Source organism: uncultured Brachyspira sp. (assembly GCF_944388875.1).
Classification (GTDB): Bacteria; Spirochaetota; Brachyspiria; order Brachyspirales; family Brachyspiraceae; genus Brachyspira.
Genome location: NZ_CALXKQ010000001.1, coordinates 420,605 through 445,680, shown reverse-complemented (window position 1 = coordinate 445,680; position 25,076 = coordinate 420,605). Strand labels below are relative to the sequence as shown.

General features: G+C 28.2%; 21 protein-coding genes. 12 read left to right on the top strand and 9 right to left on the bottom strand.

Going from position 1 to position 25,076, the window contains the following annotated elements; genetic code table 11:
- Positions 1–94: 94 nt before the first annotated feature.
- The 8 genes from Q0J69_RS02055 to Q0J69_RS02020 form a co-directional block, all read right to left on the bottom strand.
- A complete protein-coding gene (locus Q0J69_RS02055) occupies positions 95–1,042 on the bottom strand; it encodes a leucine-rich repeat domain-containing protein (RefSeq protein ID WP_297203840.1) in 948 nt (315 codons plus the stop codon).
- Positions 1,043–1,186: 144 nt separating this feature from the next.
- Positions 1,187–1,792, bottom strand: coding sequence for a leucine-rich repeat protein (locus Q0J69_RS02050; protein WP_297203839.1), 606 nt, complete (start codon positions 1,790–1,792; stop codon positions 1,187–1,189).
- 47 nt (positions 1,793–1,839) lie between these two features.
- The gene (locus Q0J69_RS02045; RefSeq protein WP_297203838.1) at positions 1,840–2,478 is read right to left on the bottom strand and encodes an invasin; all 639 of its coding nucleotides are present in this window, start codon (positions 2,476–2,478) and stop codon (positions 1,840–1,842) included.
- Between the two features lie 12 nt (positions 2,479–2,490).
- A complete protein-coding gene (locus Q0J69_RS02040; protein ID WP_297203837.1) occupies positions 2,491–3,150 on the bottom strand; it encodes a tia invasion determinant in 660 nt (219 codons plus the stop codon).
- A 26-nt stretch (positions 3,151–3,176) separates the two neighbouring features.
- Positions 3,177–3,893, bottom strand: coding sequence for a hypothetical protein (locus tag Q0J69_RS02035; protein ID WP_297203836.1), 717 nt, complete (start codon positions 3,891–3,893; stop codon positions 3,177–3,179).
- A gap of 11 nt (positions 3,894–3,904) precedes the next feature.
- Entirely contained in the window at positions 3,905–4,837 is a 933-nt protein-coding gene (locus Q0J69_RS02030) for a hypothetical protein (protein WP_297203835.1), read from the bottom strand.
- A 14-nt stretch (positions 4,838–4,851) separates the two neighbouring features.
- The gene (locus Q0J69_RS02025; protein ID WP_297203834.1) at positions 4,852–5,385 is read right to left on the bottom strand and encodes a hypothetical protein; all 534 of its coding nucleotides are present in this window, start codon (positions 5,383–5,385) and stop codon (positions 4,852–4,854) included.
- Between the two features lie 13 nt (positions 5,386–5,398).
- Positions 5,399–5,971 carry a hypothetical protein gene (locus Q0J69_RS02020; RefSeq protein WP_297203833.1) on the bottom strand — a complete coding sequence of 191 codons (573 nt, stop codon included), beginning with the start codon at positions 5,969–5,971 and terminating at the stop codon, positions 5,399–5,401.
- Between the two features lie 203 nt (positions 5,972–6,174).
- Here Q0J69_RS02020 and Q0J69_RS02015 point away from each other — a divergent pair, with 203 nt between their 5' ends.
- The 6 genes from Q0J69_RS02015 to Q0J69_RS01990 all read left to right on the top strand — a co-directional run bounded on the left by Q0J69_RS02015 (position 6,175) and on the right by Q0J69_RS01990 (position 11,311).
- The gene (locus Q0J69_RS02015) at positions 6,175–6,597 is read left to right on the top strand and encodes an HIRAN domain-containing protein (protein ID WP_297203832.1); all 423 of its coding nucleotides are present in this window, start codon (positions 6,175–6,177) and stop codon (positions 6,595–6,597) included.
- Positions 6,598–6,663: 66 nt separating this feature from the next.
- Positions 6,664–7,680, top strand: a complete 1,017-nt coding sequence (gene holA, locus Q0J69_RS02010) for a DNA polymerase III subunit delta (protein WP_297203831.1) — start codon at positions 6,664–6,666, stop codon at positions 7,678–7,680.
- Between the two features lie 136 nt (positions 7,681–7,816).
- Positions 7,817–8,491: a late competence development ComFB family protein gene (locus Q0J69_RS02005; RefSeq protein ID WP_297203830.1), complete on the top strand. Its 675-nt coding sequence runs from the start codon at positions 7,817–7,819 to the stop codon at positions 8,489–8,491.
- A 63-nt stretch (positions 8,492–8,554) separates the two neighbouring features.
- Positions 8,555–9,091 carry a hypothetical protein gene (locus Q0J69_RS02000; RefSeq protein WP_297203829.1) on the top strand — a complete coding sequence of 179 codons (537 nt, stop codon included), beginning with the start codon at positions 8,555–8,557 and terminating at the stop codon, positions 9,089–9,091.
- A 133-nt stretch (positions 9,092–9,224) separates the two neighbouring features.
- A complete protein-coding gene (locus Q0J69_RS01995) occupies positions 9,225–9,608 on the top strand; it encodes a transcriptional repressor (RefSeq protein ID WP_297203828.1) in 384 nt (127 codons plus the stop codon).
- Positions 9,609–9,724: 116 nt separating this feature from the next.
- The gene (locus Q0J69_RS01990) at positions 9,725–11,311 is read left to right on the top strand and encodes a 1,4-alpha-glucan branching protein domain-containing protein (RefSeq protein WP_297203827.1); all 1,587 of its coding nucleotides are present in this window, start codon (positions 9,725–9,727) and stop codon (positions 11,309–11,311) included.
- 105 nt (positions 11,312–11,416) lie between these two features.
- On the opposite strand, the gene Q0J69_RS01985 is transcribed toward Q0J69_RS01990, so the two are convergent.
- Positions 11,417–12,853, bottom strand: coding sequence for a sodium:solute symporter family protein (locus Q0J69_RS01985; protein ID WP_297203826.1), 1,437 nt, complete (start codon positions 12,851–12,853; stop codon positions 11,417–11,419).
- 474 nt (positions 12,854–13,327) lie between these two features.
- Here Q0J69_RS01985 and Q0J69_RS01980 point away from each other — a divergent pair, with 474 nt between their 5' ends.
- From Q0J69_RS01980 to Q0J69_RS01955, 6 genes are all read left to right on the top strand, one after another.
- Positions 13,328–14,311: a P1 family peptidase gene (locus tag Q0J69_RS01980; protein ID WP_297203825.1), complete on the top strand. Its 984-nt coding sequence runs from the start codon at positions 13,328–13,330 to the stop codon at positions 14,309–14,311.
- 114 nt (positions 14,312–14,425) lie between these two features.
- The gene (locus Q0J69_RS01975; protein WP_297203824.1) at positions 14,426–14,572 is read left to right on the top strand and encodes a hypothetical protein; all 147 of its coding nucleotides are present in this window, start codon (positions 14,426–14,428) and stop codon (positions 14,570–14,572) included.
- 465 nt (positions 14,573–15,037) lie between these two features.
- Positions 15,038–17,809, top strand: coding sequence for an isoleucine--tRNA ligase (gene ileS / locus Q0J69_RS01970; RefSeq protein WP_297203823.1), 2,772 nt, complete (start codon positions 15,038–15,040; stop codon positions 17,807–17,809).
- A gap of 399 nt (positions 17,810–18,208) precedes the next feature.
- Complete coding sequence (locus tag Q0J69_RS01965) at positions 18,209–19,174, top strand: DUF1837 domain-containing protein (RefSeq protein ID WP_297203822.1); 966 nt, start codon at positions 18,209–18,211, stop codon at positions 19,172–19,174.
- Positions 19,167–21,338, top strand: coding sequence for a DEAD/DEAH box helicase (locus Q0J69_RS01960; protein WP_297203821.1), 2,172 nt, complete (start codon positions 19,167–19,169; stop codon positions 21,336–21,338). Before Q0J69_RS01965 ends, Q0J69_RS01960 begins: the two co-directional genes overlap by 8 nt.
- A gap of 837 nt (positions 21,339–22,175) precedes the next feature.
- On the top strand, positions 22,176–25,052 hold the full coding sequence (locus Q0J69_RS01955) for a DNA methyltransferase (RefSeq protein ID WP_297203820.1): 2,877 nt from the start codon (positions 22,176–22,178) through the stop codon (positions 25,050–25,052).
- Positions 25,053–25,076: the final 24 nt, after the last annotated feature.

Here is a 25,076-nt window from a genome sequence, read left to right as displayed (position 1 = left end):
AACTTAAAATAAAAAAAATCAATATGTTTTTTTTAAAATAAAATTTAGAATTAATAAAAACTATATGATTTATAGTAAAAATTAACATTTTTGCTTATTTAGGCATATTTTTTCCATAATGGATTTTGTCAGCAGCCCAATTGCCGCCTAAAAAAGTATTCCAATTTCCATTTTGAGCGGCATCTGAGGCAACATTTGGGAGATATAAATCTGTTAGAGAAAGTGAAGTAAAAGGAGTACCTGTTATTGCAGTTAATGAAGTTCCTAAATATTCTGCATTTTTTAATTTACTGCATGATGCGAATGATGTGTTATCTATAGATTTTAAACTTGAAGGCAATGATATATTTACAAGACTGCTGCAGTTTTTAAATACATTTCCTTTTATTGTTTCTAATTTATCATTTAGTTTTATTGAGGTTAGAGAAATACAGTTTTCAAATGTTGATTTATCTAATAATGTTATATTCGGAGGCAGTACTACATTATTTAATTTTTTACAATTATAAAATGCCTTATTTGCTATGGTTGTTAATTTATCATTAAAATTTACTGTTTGAAGTTCACTGCATCCTGAAAATGAATGATGTCTTAGTATCAATAAACTAGGGGGAAGGGTTACAGAAGTTAATGCTTTACATCCCTGAAATGCTGATATTGATATTTCTTCTAATGTATTAGGAAAAACTATTGCACTTAATGATTCTGAATTTGTAAATGCTTCTTTAGGGATATTAGTTAATGAAGTTCTGCTTAAATCAATTTCTATTTTTTGATTTTTATAATATTTTTTATTTATAATTTCTTTTATATATTCTAATGTTTTTGATTTGTTTATATCTCCTTTCACAATTATTTTATATTTATTAAACTGCTTATAATATTCTCTCATACTATATTCTATATCGAAATCGGTTGCATCAGGTCCCACAGCATAAAAGTCATCATTAGTAATATTATCATAAGGATCTGTAGCTCTATAATTACTGCATGATATTAATGATATCAGTAATAATGATAATGAAATGATTCTTGTAAGCATTTTATAAAATTGTTTCCTTGATAATAATAAATATTATATATAATAAATTTATAAATAAAATAAAAAAAATCAATATGTTTTTTTCAAATAAAATTTATAATAATAGTCAAAATATTGCCATTATTATGATATTCCTTCTTATTTTTACATACTAATTCCGTAATTTATCTTAGTCCAAGTAATACCTAAAAAAGTATCCCAACTTCCACCTCCTGGATCTTTTGCAACATTTGGAAGATATAAATTTACTAATTTAGTTACTCCTGATAATGTTACATTAATAGCATTTGCTTTTGTTCCTAAATATTCTAAATTTGCAAGCTCAGTGCATCCGTCAAAACTATTATTATTTACAGCAGTTAAGGATTCAGGTAAAGATATGGATATTAATGCGGTACATCCTTTAAAAGCATCAGATTTTATTTCTGTTAAAGTTGTTCTAGTTAAATCTACTTCTATTTGAGCTTTAGCATCTTTGTAATATTGTTTATCTATTATTTTTTTTACATCACTTAATGTACTAGTTGAAGATATATCTCCTGATATAATTATTTTATATTTTCCATATTGCTTATAATATTCTCTCATGTTGTATTCTATATCAAAATCAGTTGCATCAGGTCCTGATATAAAACTGTCTTCATTAAGAATACTATCGCCAGCAGCAAAAGGATCAATGATTTTATAGTTGCTGCATGAAATAATAAATAGAAAAAATGCAATTAATAAATATTTCATATTGTTTTTCATAAATAGCCTCTGCATTAAATAATATATATTAAATATAATAAAAATATTTACAATTTCGGCACTTTAAATCTTACCCCTAATAATACTTCATGGTATCCGTCTGCTTTCGTATCTATCAAATATCTGTATCCTAAATCAATAGACATATAAGGCAGCACATTAAAAGCCATTCCTCCGCTGAATCCGAAAACTAATGTACTGACAGATGTTCTGTATTCTATTTCATTATATTCAGTTAAAAAGCTGTCTTTTAATTTAGCTCCCATAGAAATACCCAAATAAATAGTGAAAGGAGGGTATTTTGTTAATAATGTCTGTCTGTATGTTTCATCAGTTAATACTTCATCTATAACAAAAAAGTTAATATCAAAATATACTGAACCCAAAAATGTATGCATTTTTAGATCATTTGTCATTCCAACTATATTTCTTCCCATATATTCAAACTCAAATCTTACAGGAGATGATTTATTTATTGTGGGTATGCTGTATCCTATAGAGAATCCTCCGCCCAAATAATTAAAATATCCAAGCTTTCCATCATCTTTTGTATATGCATAATTTCCGTCATGTGAGAATATGAATTTAGGAGTTACATACAAACCTTCTGGTATAAATGAAAATAGTTTTTGACAATTGCTGAAAATCAGCATAAACATAAATACAGCTAAATAATATCTTTTCATCTAAATCCGCTCCTAAAAATTAAACCTTAATGAAGCTATAATATCATGGTTAGATTGAGTTTCTTCTGTAAACAGCAGTCTGTATCCAATATCCGCACTTAATAACGGAGTTATATGAAATCCTAATCCTAGTCCGAAACCATAAAGAAATTGCCCTTTATTGTAATATGTGCTGGTTTTAAAAATACCTCCGTATTCATAAGATTCTGATACAGTATATGTGTTTATAGCCCCGCCAATCAAAATTCCCACATAAACTGACATTAAAGGTCTTTTGCCGTTATTAATTTTACTTCTAATAGAATCAGGATCATCATAATCAACATACCAAAAATAATAATCATAATAAGCACCAAATAAAAAGCTATGTGATTGCATAGTCTGTACGCTGGTTATATATGCATTTTCAGGCATAGGACTCCTAAATAAATATTCAAATTCAAGTCTTACAGTACTGTATTTATGAAATATATCAAAGTTATATCCAAGAGCAATACCGCCTCCTACATATAGATTCTGAATATTTTTTTTATCATTATCAGGTTTCCTTATTCCAGAATCTTCTATTTCTACTAAAAACTTTGGAGATAAATAAGCTCCTATATCTAAAGCCATAAGCATATTAGTTAAAGAAACTATAAAAAAACAACCTAACAAAAACTTTCTTATCATAAAATGCTTTCCTTAAAAAGTAAAAATCAAAATAATATTCCAATAGCAAATCTAGGAAGTAGTACAAACCTGAATATATAATTATAGGAATAACCTACATCCATTATAGATATATCAAGGAAAGGACGCACACCTTTGTCAACACCTAATCCTCTAGAAATATCAATTCTAAACCCAAACTCCCCTGATGCATAAAAATCCCATATATACGTATCCCTGTTTACAATAGAACCATTATTTTTATATTCATTTCCCTTTGTTATAAATAATGTAGTTCCTACTTTAGGCATTATAAAAAAACCTGATGCTCTGTCTTTTTTATTAAAATAGAATCTTCCTCCGATAGAAAAACCAAGTCCGTAAACATCTCCATTATATGTAGCATTTGCATTATTATAATATGTTTTCATAGTATATAAGCCAGCATCAAAATTAACATCTATTTTTTCAGATGCTCTGTATGTATATGTTAAATCCAGCCCAAAAGTTCCCTGAAGTTTAGGATTATAAGGATCATTGCTAGGAAGAAGAAGATTAACTAGAGTAGGGGCTTCTAACATATAAAATATTGTGTTTCCAAAATTGACGCCTACCGAATGCCTATGAGATTCTATTCCGTTTTCTTGTTTTATATTATTTACTGCATTATTATCTATTATATTGTTGGAAATTTCCTCAGCAAAAGATATGCCGCTGACTATAAATAAAAATAAAATTATTAATTTATTTTTTATTTTTTTCATACATACCTCGCTTAAAACCTCAAACTGAAACCTATTCTAGGAAATAATGCAAATTTTATAGATGCCACATAATTAGCCCATGTTGGAAAAGAATTCCAAGCAGGTATTATAGTATCAATATTAATTAATCCGCTTCCAAAGAAACCAATACCTTCTCTTAAATCCTCATACATACCAGGTATTCCAGAACGTACATAATATCCTATTTCAAATAAAGATATATCTATATAAGGCTTTACAGGCCATTCTCTTGTAGGGAATAATTCTATAGTCCATCCTAATTCATAGGAAACATACATTGTAGTATCAACAGTATGACGATGGGTTTTTACTCCTGTAATACCATGTTCTGTCTGTATATCGGATATTAGAGTTTCTAAACCAAATCTGAATGTATTTACAACCTGTCTATTTTTTCCTCCAAGAAATTTTATTCCTATTGTAGCAGGCAAATACATAAAAGATGCTTTGAGTGTTGTGTCTGTTGATATGGCATCTCCTATATTTCCTAAATTCCCGCCTGAAACTGCTGAGTTTACTAAATCTCCTGCCTTATCTTTCGGTATATTAAGAGAAAATGTCATAGTTTGAACACCGAAACCCACTTCTATACCTACACGCGGATGAACCAAAAGAGTATATGATATGCTTGGAACATACCAAAAACTTCCTTTAGCCTCAACTGCATTCATATATTTTTCTATAGAACTTAAATCTGCTCCTGCCAAACCTGCAAATGTATTAGCATTTTCAAATACTGTATTTATAAGAGATGGAAACAAAGCAGCATATCCTGGAACTAAATTTACACTTACTACCTGTCTTCCCTTAATCCAACTGTACGTATTGGTATCAGACTGCGTAGACATTGGTATTCCTTTAGCAGAACATATTTGATATATGCTTAAAACTATAATAAGTATCAGTAATAGTCTAGTTTTCATTAAACACCTTAATATTATTTATTATAACCAGTATACTTACCAAAAGCATTACTGCTTAAATTATCAATTATATCCCTTATCTGAGAAGCCTGCGAAGATGTTAATCCTACATTTTGAGATAATTTATCAACATCCAAATCATTTATATTATTACCGCCTTTCTCAAATTGTGCTATAACATCAGCAGCAACCCCCAAAGCTTTATCTATCCCAACTATATTTGTAATTTCATCTATAGCTTTTTTACCTTCATCTGTCATTTCAACAGTATGCAGATCATTTCCAAACGGTACAGTTATTATATATTCATTATTTTTATTCTTATATACAGCTCCAACTCCTGCTATAGATTCATCAAATGAGTAGCTGTTTCCGTCTAATGTTAAATTTAGTCCTCCATTTTCAACTTTTACATTATTTCCCCAATTCCCGCCTAATATTTTATTTAAAATTATTTCAGGACCTGGTGCTGTTATTGTTAAATTAGTTTTTGTACATGAAACTAATACTATCAAAACATATAATATAAAAATTTTACTAAACAACATATAAAGTCCTATTTTAAGTAGTAGTTTTTTTAGCTCCTATTTCATTAGGATCTCCAAAACTTCCTTTAGGCAGATCCTTTACTATTGCTTCTATTTGACTTACCTGATCTTGAGTAATACCGCTGTTTCCAACTAGTTTATCAACATCTATATCTCCATTGATGTCTATACATCCGTTGCTGGCTATATTAACCATTATTCCTAGAGCCTTATCTTCTCCTACTATTGATACTATATTATTTATAGCATTTTTTCCATCTTCTGTCATATCTACAGTATACAAAGTATCTCCAGCTGGTACTGTTACTATATATTCCTTATCACCTGATGGACTGTCATCTTTATATATTCCGCCTACGCCTAATATGTTATCTTCAAACGTGTAGTTTTTATCTCCTCCGCTTCCACCACTAATTGTTATTTTATTTCCGTTATCGCTTACTGTAACCCCTTCCCATTTGTTATTTTCCATTTTGCTTAAAAATAGTTCTGCTCCTGGTCCTGTTATTGTAAGTGTTGTCTTTTTACATGAAAAAAATGTTAATATAAATAATAATACAATAATGTATTTTACTTCTTTTTTCACCTCTATCTCCGTAAATTATATTTTTATAATATAATTATATAATTTTTTTTTATAAAAACAATATAAAATTATACTTCTATATAAAGTCGACTATTTTACTTTAAAAATTAGTTCATATAATATTTTTTATATGCTTGACAGAAAATTTGAATTAAAGTAAAATTCTTAAATGCTCAATACTAAAAAGGTAATGCTTTTCGTTTATGAATGATGATACAAAACATATAACATATATAACTAATCATGAAAAAAACAGCTTCAGAAGAATTATTATAAACAGGAATTACAAAACAAAAAGATATTATATAGATTTTTTTGTTGCGGGATACAAATATAATGACGGAAAAGAAATGATAGAGTTTCTAAACAGCAATGAACCTGTTATACTAGTACGTGAAATATTTAATCCCTATGACAGATTTGCTGTAGCTATTTATGAAAGAGGGTTTACTAGGCTTGGATATATACCTAAAGTAATATCTCCTTTAATTTCATATAAACTTGAAGATAAAAAGAATAAAATACATGCTAGAATAAAGAATATTAGGCTTGAAGAAGATGATGAATGCAAAATAGAGATAAGAATTTTTATAGATATAGTGAAAAAAGCTAAGAAGAATAGTTAGACATTACAGTTGCATCTTAATGTATATATGATATTATATAGTCAAATTTATTAGAAAAAATTATATATGAAAAAAATTTCGGTAAAAACAGAATTAGCTTTTCAAAAGGTTAAAGATGAGTATATAAAAGAGCCTTTTAAATACGGTATTTTTATACTTACAGGAAAGGAAAGGCTTTTTAAAAAGGCTTTTATAGCTTCAATTCATTCATCAATGTTTCCAGATGAGGGAGATAGTGAGATGAATTACAGTGTATTTTATGATAAAAATGATGCTGTAGGTTTTGCTCCATTAGAAGTTGCTGATACTCCTCCTTTTGGTTCCAATCTTAGACTAATTGTTATTTATAAATATAATAATTTTCAGGAAGATTTTTTAGAATATTGTTCTAATCCATCCAAAACGGCAATAGTTATATTAGAAACGGAAAGCTCATTAGAAGAAGACCCTATATATAAATATTTTTCTAAGAAACAAAATTCTAATAATATATATTTCATAGATTTTCCGTTACCTGATGAAAATGATTTTAGAGGATTGATTAATGCTTATGCTAATAAACAAGGCAAGAAAATATCCTCTGATGCTGTGGAATATTTGATTAATAATATAAATCTTGATTATGATTCACTTTATTCAGAACTTGATAAAATATGCAGCTATAATGATAAAGACTATTTGAATATTGAAGACATTATGGATTTTACCTATGTATCAAAAAATAGAAATATATTTGATTTTTTGGATGCTGTTTTTGAAAGAGATAGGAAAAAGTGTTTCAGTATAATGCACAGACTTGATCAGGATGCATCAAGCTCGATTACATTGATGATGAATAATTTTATGGCTATATATTATATGAAAATATTTACTCCTCAGACAACTTTAAGCGAAATAAGTAAATTAACCAAAATACCGGAGTTTATTCTAAAAAAGAAAAAAAATTCATTAAGATTATTTTCTTTAGATGAGGTGATAAATATCATGTCAAAGATATCATACTTGAATACTTTGAGTGTTACAACTCCTGTAAATGTTTTCAAGGCACATTTTGAATTATTTTTATTTACAATTACAAAGTAAGTAATAAATTTCTATTGTAAATAATTATTTTTTTATAAAAAATATTATATAAATTTGTTTTTCTTAATAAAAAATTTGTTTTGACAAATAACAGTTTATTTTGTATAATATATTATAAATTTATAGGAAGGTGTTTATGTATTTAGTTAACCTTATGGAACAAAAAGTTTCAAAATTAGCAGATTCTTATTTAAAGGAAAAGAATATCCCAGTTAACACAAATATGCGTATGGATATTATAGCATACACACTAAATAGAGTTCAGTCCCAATATGTTACAAGTGCAAGAGGTGTTTTGCATAGCTATAATAGAGATACTATACAAAGTAACACCGAAATTTTAAGTATTATAGCAGATGCCTGCGAAATAGTTACCAGAAGAAAAGAGAATACTTTATTAGAATCAGTTCCTTCTATAGATGAGAGCGGCTATTATATAACATACCCAAGCATAATGGGTAATATAACATCTTCTAATAATTTTGAGAAAGTAGATAATGCTTTAGTATATATTTTTTATGAAAATAAAATATTACAAGGGTATGGAGTTAATTTCCCAAATCCTGCTATAGTATCAGGCAATGTACCTGGTAAATTTATGTTTTGTTTTATGCCTAAGAAGGTTGACAGCAATTCTGAGGTAGAAGTAAATTTGGATATAGTTGTTGAGTCTGAAAAATATATGCAGTATAAAAGCGTATTGTCATTTAAATTAAAGCCAACATATTATAATGTCGGAGATATGCCTTTGTTTTCTATTGAAGAGGTTAATGATATATTGTTAATAGAGAATCATAATATACCTAGTTAATATATAAATAATAAATAAGCATTTGTTGATATTTGTGCATCATTGTATTTTAAAGAGAGCTAAATGAGAGTAATTAAATTTATTGTATTTGCATGCTTTTTTATTATATTTATCGTTATAGCAAATTTGATTCATAAAAATATTACTTCATACGAAGTTGCTGGAATAAGCAGTTCTTTTAATTATTACAACATATTATCATACAGCAATAATGATATAAAATCTTTAGTATCTATTTCTTTTAAAACATCATTTGAAAGTTTATCATCTATGTTTGATATGGATAAGTCTTTTTTAAAAAATACTATTTTGAGAAAAAGTATTAATGTTAGAGAAGAAGAGGCAGAGCTTATTATATTTACAGGAGAAGATTCTATAGAACAGATAACGCTTAATACTTCAAATAATATAGATATTTTTTTAGATAATTTATTAAATGATTTAAATTCAAATAATATAGCATTAGAAAAAGAAATATTGGATGATGAAAATGGAAATGTATTAGCCGAAATTTATTTTTATAAAACCAGTAACTATGAATTTTTTATTACTAAAACTACTAATGATTTGGCTATAGACTATATTAATTTAAAAGCATAGTATACTATGTAAATTTTATAAATATATCAATTTTTTCTTGACAAATAATTTACTTAGTAGTATATTATTAAAATAAGGTTACTAAATAAGATCAATTATCATTTATATTTTATAATTTAGGGAAATTAATACTATGAATACAAGAAATACAATACAAAAACAGGTTATATTAAATGCTGTTAGAGAATTAAAAAATCATCCTACTTCTGAGGAAGTATATAATTACATTAAACCAAATTTTCCATCTATAAGTTTGGGAACTGTTTATAGAAATTTAAATCTATTATCAGATACTAAAGAGATACAAAAACTTTCTATAATAGACGATGCAGTACGTTTTGATCATATAACAAATGAGCATTATCATTTTCAATGCAGTAAATGCAGGCAGCTTATAGATATTCCTATGGAGTACCAAAGCAAATTAGATGAGTTAGTTTCAAATGAATATGGTGTTGATATAATAAAGCATGATATAGTTTTCACAGGAACTTGTAAAAACTGCAAAAATTCTTAAAAATTATAAGAAGTTTGTATACATCATTTTTTATTAATAACTATATTTACAGTCTTGATTTTAATATTTATATTTTATATACTATCTTATATAACATTTTAATTTAAGGAATAATTATGTCAAAAGGCTATTTAGCTTTAGTGCTGCATGCTCACCTCCCTTATGTGAGACACCCAGAACATGAGAACTTTTTGGAAGAGGAATGGTTATACGAAGCTATTACAGAAACTTATATACCTCTATTAGATGCTTATGACAGAATGGTTAATGACGGAATAAACTTTAAGATAACTATGAGTGTTACTCCGCCTCTTATGAATATGCTTGCAAATGAGCTTCTTCAAAATAGGTATGTTAATTATATAGAGAAATTAATTAAATTATCTGAGATGGAATGTGAGAGAACATCATTGGATCCTAGTTTTCATCATACTGCTGAATTTTACAGAGATAAATTCAGAAAGATAAGAGATATTTTTGTTTATAAATATAATAAGAATATATTAAACGGATTCAGATATTTTTTAGAGAAAGGCAATTTAGAAATTATTACATGCGGTGCCACTCATGGATTTTTCCCATTTATGCAGGAATATCCTAAGGCAATAGAAGCTCAGTTAAAAATGGCTATTAAAACGCATGAAAGACATTTAGGAAGAAAGCCCACAGGTATATGGCTTGGAGAATGCGGCTTCTTTCCAGGGCTTGAAAAACATTTGGCTAATAATGGAATAAAATATTTCTTTGTAGATACGCACGGAATAATGTATGCTGATAAAGTGCCTAAATACGGTGTTTATGCTCCTTTGTACTGTTCAAGAGAGAGCAGAGTTGCAGCTTTCGGAAGAGATATTGAAAGTTCAAGAAGCGTATGGAGTGCTGAAGTAGGTTACCCTGGTGATTTCAGATACAGAGAGTTTTACAGAGATATTGGATATGATTTGCCTTTTGAGTATATTAAAGACTTTATACAGAGCAACGGACTTAGAAAGAATACTGGAATAAAATACTATAGAATTACAGGAAAAGACTGTGCAAAAGAGCCTTATAATCCAGAGTGGGCTATGGATGCGGCAGGAGAGCATGCTGGAAACTTTATGTTTAATAGAGAAAAACAAATTGAATATTTAGCTTCTGTAATGGACAGACCTCCTATAGTAGTATCTCCTTATGATGCTGAACTTTTTGGGCATTGGTGGTATGAAGGACCTATGTTTATAGAGTTCTTAATGAGAAAGATACATTATGATCAAAATACTATAGAAACTATAACTCCAAAAGAATATTTGGAAAGACATCCTGTAAACCAAATATCTATGCCTTCTATGTCGAGCTGGGGAGCTAACGGATACGGAGAGGTTTGGCTTAATGGAACTAATGGCTGGATATACAGACATTTACATAAGGCTGCTGAACGCATGATAGAATTAGCACATGATTATTATAATGAAACAGGGCTTTATGAAAGAGCATTGAATCAGGCTGCAAGAGAATTATTGCTTGCTCAAAGCAGCGACTGGGCTTTCATTATGCATACTGGCACTATGGTTGATTATGCTGTTAATACTACTAAACTTTATATTAAAAGATTTACGGATCTTTACTATGCTATTAAAAACAGAGATTTGAATGAAGAATGGCTTAGAAAAATAGAATGGCGTGATGATATATTCCCAGAGATGGATTTTAGAATATATAATTAATTTTGTTTAATTTAAAAAAAATCAAGAGTATGTATATTGTTTTTTCAGTATACATACTCTTTTTTATAAAATTAGGTTGAAATGATTGTATTTAATATTTTATCATTATTCATTTGCAGGCATTCTTTTCATTCCATTTGATATGAATCCGCAAATCAAATAAACAGCTGAACCAATCAAGCCTGCGAATATAGGAGCTTCTACCCATCCTATATTAAGTTTTAGTATGAATATGGTGCTTGTTACTAATCCTACTATCATAGAAAGTAAAGCTGATGTAATATTTGCTTTAACAATAGGTCGCATCATTATAGGTCCTACAAACATTGCTATAAGCCCTCCTGTTCCTATATACGCTATTTGATTAAGCATTCCCTGAGGAGCTAAATATGTAAGTATAAGTCCCCATACGCCAGTAAATACTACTCCTAATCTATTAACTATAGGGCTGCTTTTATCTGGTTTATTTGTAAATGATACAACCAAGTCATGCGATAGAGATGATGCTAATGCCTGCAGAACCGAGCTTATAGTAGAAAGCATTGCGAATAATATAAACAGTATTATCATACCGCCTATTGCAGGAGGAATATAAGTTGTCAAAAATACAGGCATGGCACTGTCTGGATTTGATAAGTTAGGATTTTTATAAAACATATAAAGTCCTGCTATAGGTACTAAACTCAATATTATTCCGATAGGTGCCATATATAAAGACATTAAAGGTATATTAACATCTTTTTTAAATGATAAGAATCTCACTGACATATATGGAAGAGTAGTAGTGAATAGAAAGGCATATATAAATACTAAAAATACACTGTACTTTCCATTTCCGTAAGGTACAGAAGTTTCAGGATTAATAAACTCTGGTTTCACTTCACCTACTTTTTGTATAAGCTCCAGCATTGGTATATCTTTAATTATAGTTAAGTATACTATTATAGAAGCTATAACCATTCCTATACACATTATTGTATCGGTTATAGCCACAGCAAGAAGCCCTCCTTGAACCGTGAATATAATAATAACAATCATTAATACTATAGATGCGGCATGTTCGGAAATACCAAGCCATTGAGAAGCAACCAAACCAACCGCTCTGATTTGTCCTATTATATAAACAGATAAAAATACAAAAGTAGCGATACCTCCTAATCCATGAACTATTCTTTTTTGTGTTTCATTTCCATAATGTGTTTTAGCAATATATTCAGGTACTGTATAGCCGCCGCTTTCTTCAGCTCTCTTTCTCATAAACCCAGCAAAAAATAGTGTACCAAATGTTATAGCAGGAGCAAAGAAGAAATTAGCAAATATTTCTATAGCACCATAAGCATAAGTTGTACCGGGAGAACCTATAAAGCCCCATCCACTGTATCCTGTAGCCATTAAAGTACCCGCTCCTACAAAAGCTCCTATTGATTTAGCCCCTAGCAAAAAACCTTCAGAAGCATTTTCCTTAATTTTTAACTGCGACCAATATCCTATTGATATTAGGGCAATAGAAGAAATTATTAATATTATCCAATTTGTTATCATTTTGTTGTTATCTCCTTTTATTTTGTTTTAATTACTTATTTACTTTATTTTTTAAGGCTCTGAAAATGCATGCTATAATAGGTACTATCATTAATACACCGCAGCCGTAAATAAAGTAATCCATAAGCCATGAACCTGTCATAAATTTCTCCTTATTAGATTAATATTATAATTTTATATTCCAATGATCTTGGAATTAAAAATTTTGAACATTAAAATATGTACGTATTGATTTGTGAAAAATAGATTATTCTATCACCTTGATAGGGTTGTTATATGATAAGATGCTTTCTGAATAGAAGAAAAAGAATATTTAATTATGTTTAGATATTTCACTATTAAATACCTCGATTAATTGATTTAAATATATTTCTATTAGCAGTAAGTATATAATATTTTTTATTTTTTGTCAACTAAAAATTATAATTTAATATATAATATAAAAAATAATACCATCATAAATTGAGGAATATTATGAAAGAGATAAAAATAACAGATATAGAAAATATAAAAATAGGAAATGCTCAAAATAAAGAAGCTGCAACAGGATGTACAGTTATAATATGTGAGAGGGGAGCCGTTACTGGTTTGGATGTAAGAGGCGGGGGACCTGCTTCAAGAGAGAGCGAATTAACAAAGCCTTTTGCTTCTGCGGAAATAATACATGCGGTTCTTTTAAGCGGAGGAAGTGCTTTTGGGCTTGATGCTTCAGGCGGAGTAATGAAGTATTTAGAAGAGAGAAATATTGGTTTTGATGTAGGGGTTACAAAGGTTCCTTTGGTTTGTCAGTCTTGTATATTTGATTTGCGTATAGGAGATTATAAAGTTCGTCCTGATATTAATATGGCTTATGAGGCTTGTATAAATGCAGAAAATAATAATCCTAAGATGGGTAATTATGGTGCTGGTACTGGTGCTTGTGTAGGTAAGATATTAGGCACTGATTATATTATGAAGTCTGGGCTTGGTTTTTATGCTGTTCAAATTGACGATGTAAAAGTAGGGGCTGTTGTTTCAGTTAATGCTTTCGGAGATATATATGATTATGATAATGGTAAAATGATGGCAGGGCTTCTTAATGAAAATAAGGACGGATTAAGGAGTTCTGAAGATGAGCTTATAAAAATTACTCAAAATAAAAATTTAACATTTACTTCCACAGCAAATGATATAGTTACAAATACTACAATAGGTGCTGTTATAACAAATGCTAAGTTTACAAAATCGCAGATGGGAAAAATTGCTTCTATGGCACATAATGGATTTGCAAGAACAATAAAGCCTGTTCATACTACATTAGACGGCGACAGTATTTATGCTATGAGTGTTGGTGATATTAATGCTAATTTGGATGCTGTGGGTACTATTGCTGCTATTGTTATGGGGCGTGCTATTAATAATGCTGTAAAAAGTGCTGAGGCTTCTCATGGTTTTAAATGCTTTGATGATATAAAATAAATAAATTAGAATTTGCTATAATAAATATTTTTTATAGAACATATTTTCTTTAAAATAAAAATTATAATGTCAAATATTAATTATTATCAACTATAAGTTCAAAATAAAAAACTTGTGAAATTCCTAATTGATAATGCAGAATTAAGTTTAGGTTTTTATGATGAAGATATATCTTTTTATGAGGTATATTTTTCTGATACTATTGTCGAAATAGAAAGAGAAAAAGGTTATTTATCAAAAAATATAAATTTAACAAAATAGCAGTTAAAAGAAATAGCATCCCCAAATGGTATAAAAATAAGAACCAATATAGAAACATATCAAATAACTTTTTTTTATGGTTATGTGAAAATTGTTAGTAAGTATGAAGATAATGAAATATATTTGAAATGGTTAAAGATTTGATATATTAAAACAAAAATATAATTTTATTTTGACATAAAATAATGGTGTTATATTACATTTAACATATATTCTTAAAATATTAAGCTATAGTATATGCGTTTTTTGCAACTTTTTTGTGCGGCAAAAAAGTTGATAATTCTATATAAAGTACATCAGTTGACAAACTTAAAAAATTTCAGTATAAATTAAATGTATTTTTTAGTTATAATAGTGTCTATTTAAATATTTTTATATAAAATAAAAACTTGTAAAATTCCTGCTTATAGTATAGAATTGCATATCAAAAATATTAAAGAAAATTTAAAATGGAGCAAAAATAAGATGGATTATAGTTCTACTATCAATTTGCCTAAAACCGCTTTTCCTATGAAAGCAGGTTTAAAGGAAAAAGAGCCCAAAATAATAAAAAAATGGGACGAAGAAAAACTTTATCAACAGCTTAGAGAATTAAGAAAAGGTGCTCCTAAATGTATTTTACATGATGGACCGCCTTATGCGAATGGAGATATTCATATTGGAACATCATTAAATAAAATTATTAAAGATATTATTGTAAGGTATAAATCTGCTAAAGGTTTTGATTCTCCTTATGTTCCTGGATGGGACTGTCATGGTATGCCTATAGAATTAAAGGTGCAGGAGAGTTTGGGAGATAAATATAAAGAAACTTCTAAATTTATAATGAGAAAAAAATGCCGTGCTTATGCTCAGAAATATATTGATATTCAAAGAAAAGAGTTTAAAAGACTTGGTGTAATGGGGGATTGGGAAAATCCTTACCTTACTATGTCGCCTGAATATGAATCTGAAATAGTTGAAGTATTTGCACAATTAGTAGAAAAAGGATATATATACAAAGGCTTAAGAACTATTCACTGGTGTATGGACTGTGAAACTGCATTGGCTGCTGCCGAAATAGAATATGATGATAATCATACTTCTACAAGTGTTTATGTTAGATTTCCAGTATTAAATAAAATCAATGATAAACTAAATGGAAACGTTGATGTTATGATATGGACTACTACTCCTTGGACACTTCCTTCAAATATGGCTTGTGCTTTCAATAGAGATTTAGATTATGTGGCTGTTGAAATAGACGGAAGATATGCAATAATGACTAAAAGCCTAGTTGATACTGTTCTTGGTAAAAAAGATATGAAAGCAGAAGGCAGAGATATTATTCCTATTTCTATAGAAGAAATTGAAAAACTTGAAATAGCTCACCCATTTATAAAGGATAGAAAATCTGCTGTTGTATTTGCTGATTATGTTGAAGCTACTGCTGGTACTGGTGTTGTTCATACTGCCCCTGGTCATGGTATGGAAGACTATCAGACAGGGGTTAATTACGGACTTGATATATACTGTCCTGTAGATAAGGCTGGAAGATATACTAGTGAGTTTCCAGAAATGCAGGGCATGAAAGTAAGAGATGCTAATCCTAAAGTAATTGAAATACTTGAAAATAACGGTTCATTATTCTATAAAGAAAAAGTTACACATAGTTATCCTATTTGCTGGAGATGTAAAAATCCTTTGATATTCAGAGCTACTTCTCAGTGGTTTATGGATATGAAGCATGATCATATAGATGAAAGAACTGTTAAATCTTTAGATAATATTAAATGGTATCCTACTTGGGGACATGACAGAATGAGAAAGATGCTTGAAAATCGTCCAGATTGGTGTTTATCAAGACAGCGTTCTTGGGGTGTTCCTATACCTGCATTCTACTGTAAAAACTGCGGAAAAACTTTGCTTACTGCAGAGTCTACTAAACATTTTGCTGAAATAGTAAAAACTAAAGGAATGGACGTATGGTTTGAATTAGAGCCTAAAGACTTACTTCCTGAAGGTACTAAATGTGAATGCGGATCTTCTGATTTTGGCAAAGAAGAGGATATTTTGGACGTATGGTTTGATTCTGGAGTATCATCATTTGCTGCACAGAAAACCAATAAAGATTTGGACGGTGTTTTCCCTGTTGATATATATTTGGAGGGAGGAGATCAATACAGAGGCTGGTTCCAAGCTGCAATTTGGCCTTCTATGGCTATAAGAGGAATTCCTCCATATAAAGAGCTTGTAACTCATGGCTGGACTTTAGATGAACAAGGCAGAGCTATGCATAAAAGTGCCGGCAATGTTGTTTCGCCTTTAGAAGTTATTGACAAATATGGTGCTGATATATTAAGGCTTTGGTGTATAAGTGAAGACTTTACTCACAATGCACGTGTTGGCGATAATATGATGAAAGCTATTGCTGACAATTACAGAAAAATAAGAAATACTTTCAGATATTTGCTTGGAAATATTTCTGATTTTGATTACAGCAAAGAAAAGATCGAAGTTAAAGATTTACTTCCTGTAGACAGATATGCATTATCAAGACTTCATAGCTTTATAAAAGTTGCTGATAAGGCCTGCGAGGGTTATGAGTTTCATTTATTCTATCAAAGACTTATCAATTACTGTGTAGTTGAACTTTCTGCTACTTACTTTGATATTATAAAAGACAGATTATACTGCGACAGAAAAGATTCTGTTTCAAGAAGAAGTGCTCAGACTGTACTTGCTGAAATATTAGATGTATTAGTAAAACTTATAGCTCCTGTACTTCCTTTCACAACTGATGAGGTTTGGGGATACTATAAAGAGGAAAATGCTTCTTCTGTACATTTGGAATTATATCCTAAAGCTGATGATAGTTTGATTGATTTAGAGTTAGAACAAGAATGGGCTTCACTTCTTAAAGTACGTGATGATGTATTATTATCGCTTGAAAGAGCCAGAGATAACAACACTATAGGTAAATCTTTAGAGGCTTATATAACAATATGCACTAAAGAATCATCTTCAAAAGACTTACTTACAAAATACCAAAAATATTTAAACGAAGTATTCATTGTAAGTAAAGTAACAATTTCAGACAGCAAGGACGATACATTTATAGAGGGCGGTGTTTCTTATGTTAAGACAGAGAAAGCTAGTCATGAAAAATGCGTACGCTGTTGGGGACATTATGACAGTGTAGGAACAGACAGCGAGCATAAAGAGTTATGTACTAGATGTGCTGAGGCAGTGAGATAAAAAATAATTAATATTTAGATATTATAAAAGGGTAGCTGGTGTTTGCTGGCTATCCTTTTTTATTAGAACTTCTTTGTAAAAGAAAGCAAACTTTTTCCATGTTCTTTTTTTGCTTGCCCAAAAAAAGAACCAAAAAAATGGCATTTCTTTTTTGTAAAAAAGAACCAAAAAACATTTACAATCTTGAGGTATAACTCTTTATTTCTGGTATTGAGTTATATTTCTTTTTTGTTACGCCACAGTCGGACTTTGTCAAAAGAAGCAAAAAAATTTTTATTAAGTTTATGACGCGGGCTGTTAGCCCTGTTTAGAATTTAAGGGTATATATAGTGGGTTGATAATTTAATGGTTTTATTTATAATTTAAACTGTAGAGAAATTAATATTGTAGAAGGTTTGAATGGAGAATAAATATAATGAAATAACTAAAACAAATTATAATAATATAAATATAAGATTTAATATATTGGTTGATGATATATTAAAGAATTTAAATCTTGATATAAAAGAATATTATGAAAAATTTTGTCTTTTAAGTTTAATTAATGATTATGAAAATGGAGAATGGAGAATTAATAAATTTGTTAATTATTTATATGATAGAGTTATGGAGGTTGGACTTTCATTTGAAGAAAGAAAAATATTGTCAGATTCTCCAATGAGTATGGTTAAAAGAGCTATTTCAAAACTTAAACCAAATGATATAAAAAAATCTGGAGAAATAGGAGAAATTTTATTATATGGAATAATGAAAGATTATTATAATGCTTTAAATGTAGTTCCTAAAATATTTCATAAAACAAATAGAAATACTTATGTTAATGGTTCTGATAGTGTACATATCACAATTAATAATGGTCAAATTAATTTGTGGTTAGGCGAATCAAAGTTTTACAAAGATGTAGAAAAAGCAGTAAAAAATGCTATAAAATCTATTAAATCTATTTTAGAAGATGATAAGTTAAAATCAGAAATATCAATGGCTTATAATTCTAAAGATTTAAATGATATGTTAAAATTTAATATAATAGATAAGAATATTTATAATAATATTAAGATAATGCTAAATGAAACTAATTCGCTTGATGAAATAAAAAAACAATTACATATACCTATATTAATATTATATGAGTGCGATATAACATCATTAAATAACTCTATAAATAATGATTATAAAACAAATATAATTGCTCGCCATAAAAAAATAGTAAAAAAATTCTTTTTAGATAATTTTGATTTTATAGAAAAAGTCTATAAAGGAGAAGAAATAAATTTTCATTTAATACTTTTTCCAGTGCATAGTAAAGAAGTTATATCCAAATTTTTTTTTAGAAAGTTAGAAGAATTAGAAGAAAAATATGATTGAATTTAATTTATTTGATGAATGTAAAAAAATTAATTCATTATTTAATGAAGAAAAGGAAGAAGAGGCAAGAGAAGCCTTAATTAATCTATTAGATTATATAAGGAATAATATAGATATCGAATTACAACCTTTGAGTCATAGACAGTTTTTTTATCATTTAATAAGGATATCAGGTCTATATCCATATTTAGATAAATATATTGAAGATGCAATATTTGAAGATAAATTAGTTTATAATTTTTTTTCTATAAGTGATAATAAAAAATCTATAGTATTACATAGGGAGCAATTAAGAGTATTAAATGTACTTTTGAGTGGTCATAATGTATTATTAAGTGCACCTACAAGTTTTGGTAAAAGTTATATAATAGATAGTTTAATATCTATAAGAAAACCTAAAAATATTTTAATAATAGTTCCTACAATAGCACTACTTGATGAAACTAGAAGAAGAATATATAAAAAGTTTCATAATGATTATAATATTATTACTACAGCAAATGAAAACATATATTTTAAAAATATATTTATTTTTACACAAGAAAGAGCATTAACATATTATAAAGTATTATCTAGTATCGATGTTGATTTACTAATTGTTGATGAATTTTATAAAATAGAAATAGTCAAAGATAATGATGGAAAAGCTGATATAAGAAGTTCTATATTGCAGCAAATAATATTTTATTATTGTTCTGAAATAACACAGAAATATTTTATTGCTCCTAATATTGATGAAATATCAGAAAATCCATTTATAGAGTATAATGAATTTTATTATACTAATTTTAATACAGTAAAAGTTGAAGAGCATGATTACATTATTAAAGGAAAGAATAATAAAGATCTAAAAAATTATAAATTGAATTCATTATTAAGAAATAAGCTATTTAATAAAAAAAATATTATATATACAAATACGGTTATAAGTATAAAAGATATATATACAGAATGTATAGAAAAATATGATATAAATATGTCTTCAAATACTGAATTGCAAAATAGTTTTTTAGAATGGTTAGAATTACATTATTCTAATGAATGGATTTTATATAAATTAGTTGAAAGAGGAATTGGTATTCATAATGCTCAAATACCAAAGTATTTATCTCAAATACAAATTAGACTTTTTAATTATAAAGAAATTAGTCATATAAATACGATAATTGCTACTTCTTCACTTATAGAAGGAGTTAATACAGTTGCTGAGAATATAATTTTATATAGTAATAAAATATCAAAAAAACAATTTAATAGGTTTACATACAACAATATAAAGGGTAGAGCAGGAAGGATGTTTGAGTATTATACAGGTAATATTTATTTATTAGAAGAACCTCCAGCTAAAAAAAAATATAAATTAAATATTGATATTAATGATTCTACTATTATTGATATAGATAATACAGAAATATCTAATAATTTAACGGAGGAACAAAAAAATAATATAGAAGAAACTAAAAAAGAAATGATATCAATGATAAATGAAGAAGAATTTTACAGTATTAGAGATGAACATTCAATAAAGAATGATAGAGAAACTATGCTTAATATAACTAAAGAATTATATGAAGCAAGTGAGAATAATAAGCTAATAGATATGTTACTGCCATTTTCTAATGATGACTGGAAAAATGATTGTAAATATATATTAAATATATTACATAAGTATCCAAATTCTTTGAAAGAAAAAGATATTTTTAATATGTCACAATTTGTTATAGATATTTCAAATAGTTGGTATTCAAAATCATTAGAAATTTTAAATACAACTAAAAATTATATAGGAATAGATGATTATTTTAGGTTTGAAAATTTAGTATCATTTGATGTATATAATTTATTTTCAGATATTAATACATTACAAAAATGTATTTTAAAAGATAATGCGATAGATATATCTCAATTTGTTAATAATCTACAAAATGTATTTTTACCACCACATGTCTATACTTTAGAAGAATTTGGACTTCCTAGAATGTTATCTAAAATAATTGATGAATCTGGTATTATTAAATTTAATTTTGATGAAAAAGATGGTATTAATAAGACTTTAAATCAATTTATAGAAAAAAAAGATGATATTATAAAATTATTTGATGTAAATTCTTTTGATTATTATTTTTTACAATATTTTTATGATGGTATAGATATTAAAATATAATAATTGTTTGATGTTGGGTAATAAACCGCACATATATTGTATTTGCTGTAAGGGTGAGCGTTACCGTGCGGAGTGGTGCTACAGCTTGTAGTTGTTTGATGTTGGGGTTGATTTTTCTACTTATACTTAGTTGCAAAATGTGCGGTTTGGGTGTATTTAGTATAAAGTTATAATTGGTGTATTTTATATTATTAAAGGCAATAGGCAAGTAATTTCTATAAATTATATTTTTCAAAGATTGTAATATAAAAAATGGTATCTTTCATTGAATATTTAAGTAAAATTTTGTATACTATATAAAAGTGTATATTTATTTTATAACTTAATGAGAGTATTGCGATTAAAGTTTATTTTTTATATTTGAATGTTACAAAAATAAAATTATTAAAAGTGGTGGTGGCTGGATGCTGTCTGCCTTTGTAGTGTCCATTGCCCGCCTACGGAGAAATACTGCATTTTAGGGTATTACCCACATTTAATGCATATTCTTAAAATATCAAACTGTAGTATTTGCGTTTTTTGCTACTTTTTTGTGCGACAAAAAAGTAGATAACATTTATATAAAGTGCATAAGTTGATAAAATATAATTGTTTAGGTATATATAAGTTTTATTATATGGTTTTGGTAGTTTATATTGTTTATTAATTAGTGATGGATTATATAATAAAACTAATTGGGGGTACTTGTTTTCGTATGGGCTGGCGGCATAAAAATAAAATTTTGGTAAACGTACAATATACGGTTTTATTATATGGTTTTGTTGGTTTATATGGATTAAAAATTATATAATAAAAGTAATTTATAAATAAAATTATTAAAAGTAATGGGGGTACATTATGTATAGTAAAGAAGAAGTTTATAAAAAAGTTGAAGAGTTAGTTATTAAGTTTAGGAATAACAAGGATCAGTATACTAACAAAAATTATAATGAAACGGAGACTAGAAGGGATTTTTTGGATCCGTTCTTTGAGGCGTTCGGTTGGGATGTAGCTAACAGGGCAGGTAAATCGCAGACTTATCGTGATGTAATTCATGAGGATAAGCTCAAAGTGGGTAAAGAAACTAAAGCTCCCGATTATGCTTTTCGTATTGGTGGGAGTAGGGTTTTCTTTGTGGAGGCGAAAAAGCCCGGGGTTAATCTTAAAGAGGACAGTCTGCCTGCTTTTCAGCTTAGGAGGTATGGCTGGAGTGCTAAGCTTGGTATTAGTTTTCTTACCGATTTTGAGGAGCTTGCCGTTTATGATTGCACTAGAAAGCCAAATGTTAATGATAAGGCTTCTACTGCTAGGATTGAGTATATTCATTTTGAGGATTATTTAAAAAGGTTTGATTTTCTTTATGAGATACTTAATAAAGAGAGAATTGAACAGGGTTCGCTTGAAAAATATATTGCGGGTACTTCAAACAAAAAAGGTACTGAAAGTGTTGATATTGATTTTCTTAATTCACTTGATAATTTGAGGACTAAACTTGCATCTAATATTGCGAAGCTTAATAAAAATTTATCTGTACGCGATTTGAATTATGCGGTTCAGCAGATTATTGACAGGATTATATTTTTGAGGGCGGCTGAGGACAGAGGCATTGAAGAGTATGGGGATTTAAAAAGGACATGCGAAAATAAGAATGAGAATTTTTATAATAATCTTTTGGGGATTTTTAAAAGGGCTGACGGTAAATATAATTCGGGGCTTTTTGATTTTTCTAAAGACAGTATTAGCAGCAGTATTGAGATTGATAATAAAGTAATAAAAGAGATTATTAATGAGCTTTATTATCCTTTGAGTCCTTATGAGTTTTCTGTTATATCGGTTGAGATAATTGGGAATGCTTATGAGCAGTTTTTGGGTAAGACTATCACTATAGGGAAGAATCATAGTGCGAAGATAGAATTAAAACCAGAGGTGCGTAAGGCAGGAGGGGTTTATTATACACCTGAGTATATAGTTGATTATATAGTAGCGAATACGGTTGGGGAGGCTATAAAGGGGAAGAAGCCTGAGGAGATAGCCAATATAAAAATATTGGATCCAGCTTGCGGCAGCGGAAGTTTTTTACTTGGGGCGTATAAATATTTACTTAATTATCATATTGAATATTACAACAAGATAAAGGACAGGGCGAAGTTTAAGGGTTCAAAAGAAGATGTAATAAAAGAGAATGGGGATTTAACAATTTGGATAAAGAAGCAGATATTACGCAACAATATATTTGGAGTGGACATAGACAGCAATGCGGTAGAAGTAACGAAATTATCATTACTTATGAAATGTTTGGAGGGGGAGAGTCCGGCGTCAATACAGAACAATCAGGATTTATTTAATGAGCGTGCTTTACCGTCATTGGAGGATAATATCAAATGCGGTAATAGTTTAATAGGCAATGATTTTTACGAGAGCCAGTCGGTGCTTGATTTTGACGAGGAGACGCAGTATAAAATAAATTGTTTTGATTGGGAGGAGGAGTTTAAAAGTGTTTTTAAAGGGGGCGGTTTCGATGTGGTGATAGGCAACCCGCCGTATGTTGATTCAGAAGAAATGGTAAAAAGTAGCCCTTTAGAACGCAATTATTGTTCTTCAAATTATGAAGTTGCAAGTGGAAATTGGGACTTATATTGTGTATTTTCAGAAAAAAGTATTAATCTTTTAAAAGATAATGGATATTTTGGTTATATAATACCAAATAAATTTTTATCTTTACCTTATGGAGAACATTTAAGGTTATTATTTTCAAAGTATCATATAAAAAATATTAGAGATTATTCTTCTGTGACTGTTTTTGTAAGTAATAATAAAAAAATTAATGTATATCCAATTGTTATTACTTTAAATAAAAAGAGTCCTGAAGTTGGTATTTATAATAAAATGATATCTGAAGAAGAAATCGATTATCAAAAAGAATTTTTTATAGATAATACTTTTGAATGGTCTGTTAAATTCGATAAAGAATTTGAATTAATAGATAAGGTTGTAAAAAAGTCTAAATTATTAGGTGATGATTTTATTATTGAAAATTCTGCTACAGTATCTGAAGCATATGAAATTAAAGAATATTTAAAAGATGATAATAATATTGATTCATCTTTTATGTTTATTAATACAGGTACTATAGATAGATATTCTATTTTATGGGGAATTAATAATACTCAATATATAAAAGATAAATATAATTACCCTGTAGTAGAGAAAGATATTATTAAATCTAAATTTCCAAAAAGATATGATAGTGCCATAAAAGAAAAAATAATTGCAGCAGGAATGGTAAATAAACTAGAATTTTGTTATGATGATACTTCAAATGTTTTAAGTGGTAAATCTACAACTATTATAATGAATAAAGAACAAAGTATATATAATTTAAAATATATATTAGGTTTATTAAATTCAAAATTGTATAATTTAGTATTTAAATCTTCTAATAAACATAATTCTATGAGTGGAGGATATATGAATGTTAATAAAAATTCATTATCTCATTTCATATATTATCCATTAGATATGTCTAATAAACAAGACAAGGAAATGCATGACAAAATAGTTACGCTCGTTGACAGTATCATTGCGTTAAACAAGAAGTTAGCCGTTGAGAAAAATCCTAATGCTGTTACTATGATTAATAGACAAATCAATGCTGTTGACAAGCAGATTGATGCGTTGGTGTACAAGTTGTATAATTTGAGCGATGATGAAGTGAGAATTATAGAAGGGGAGTAAAAGGAACTATAAGAGGTTTTATTT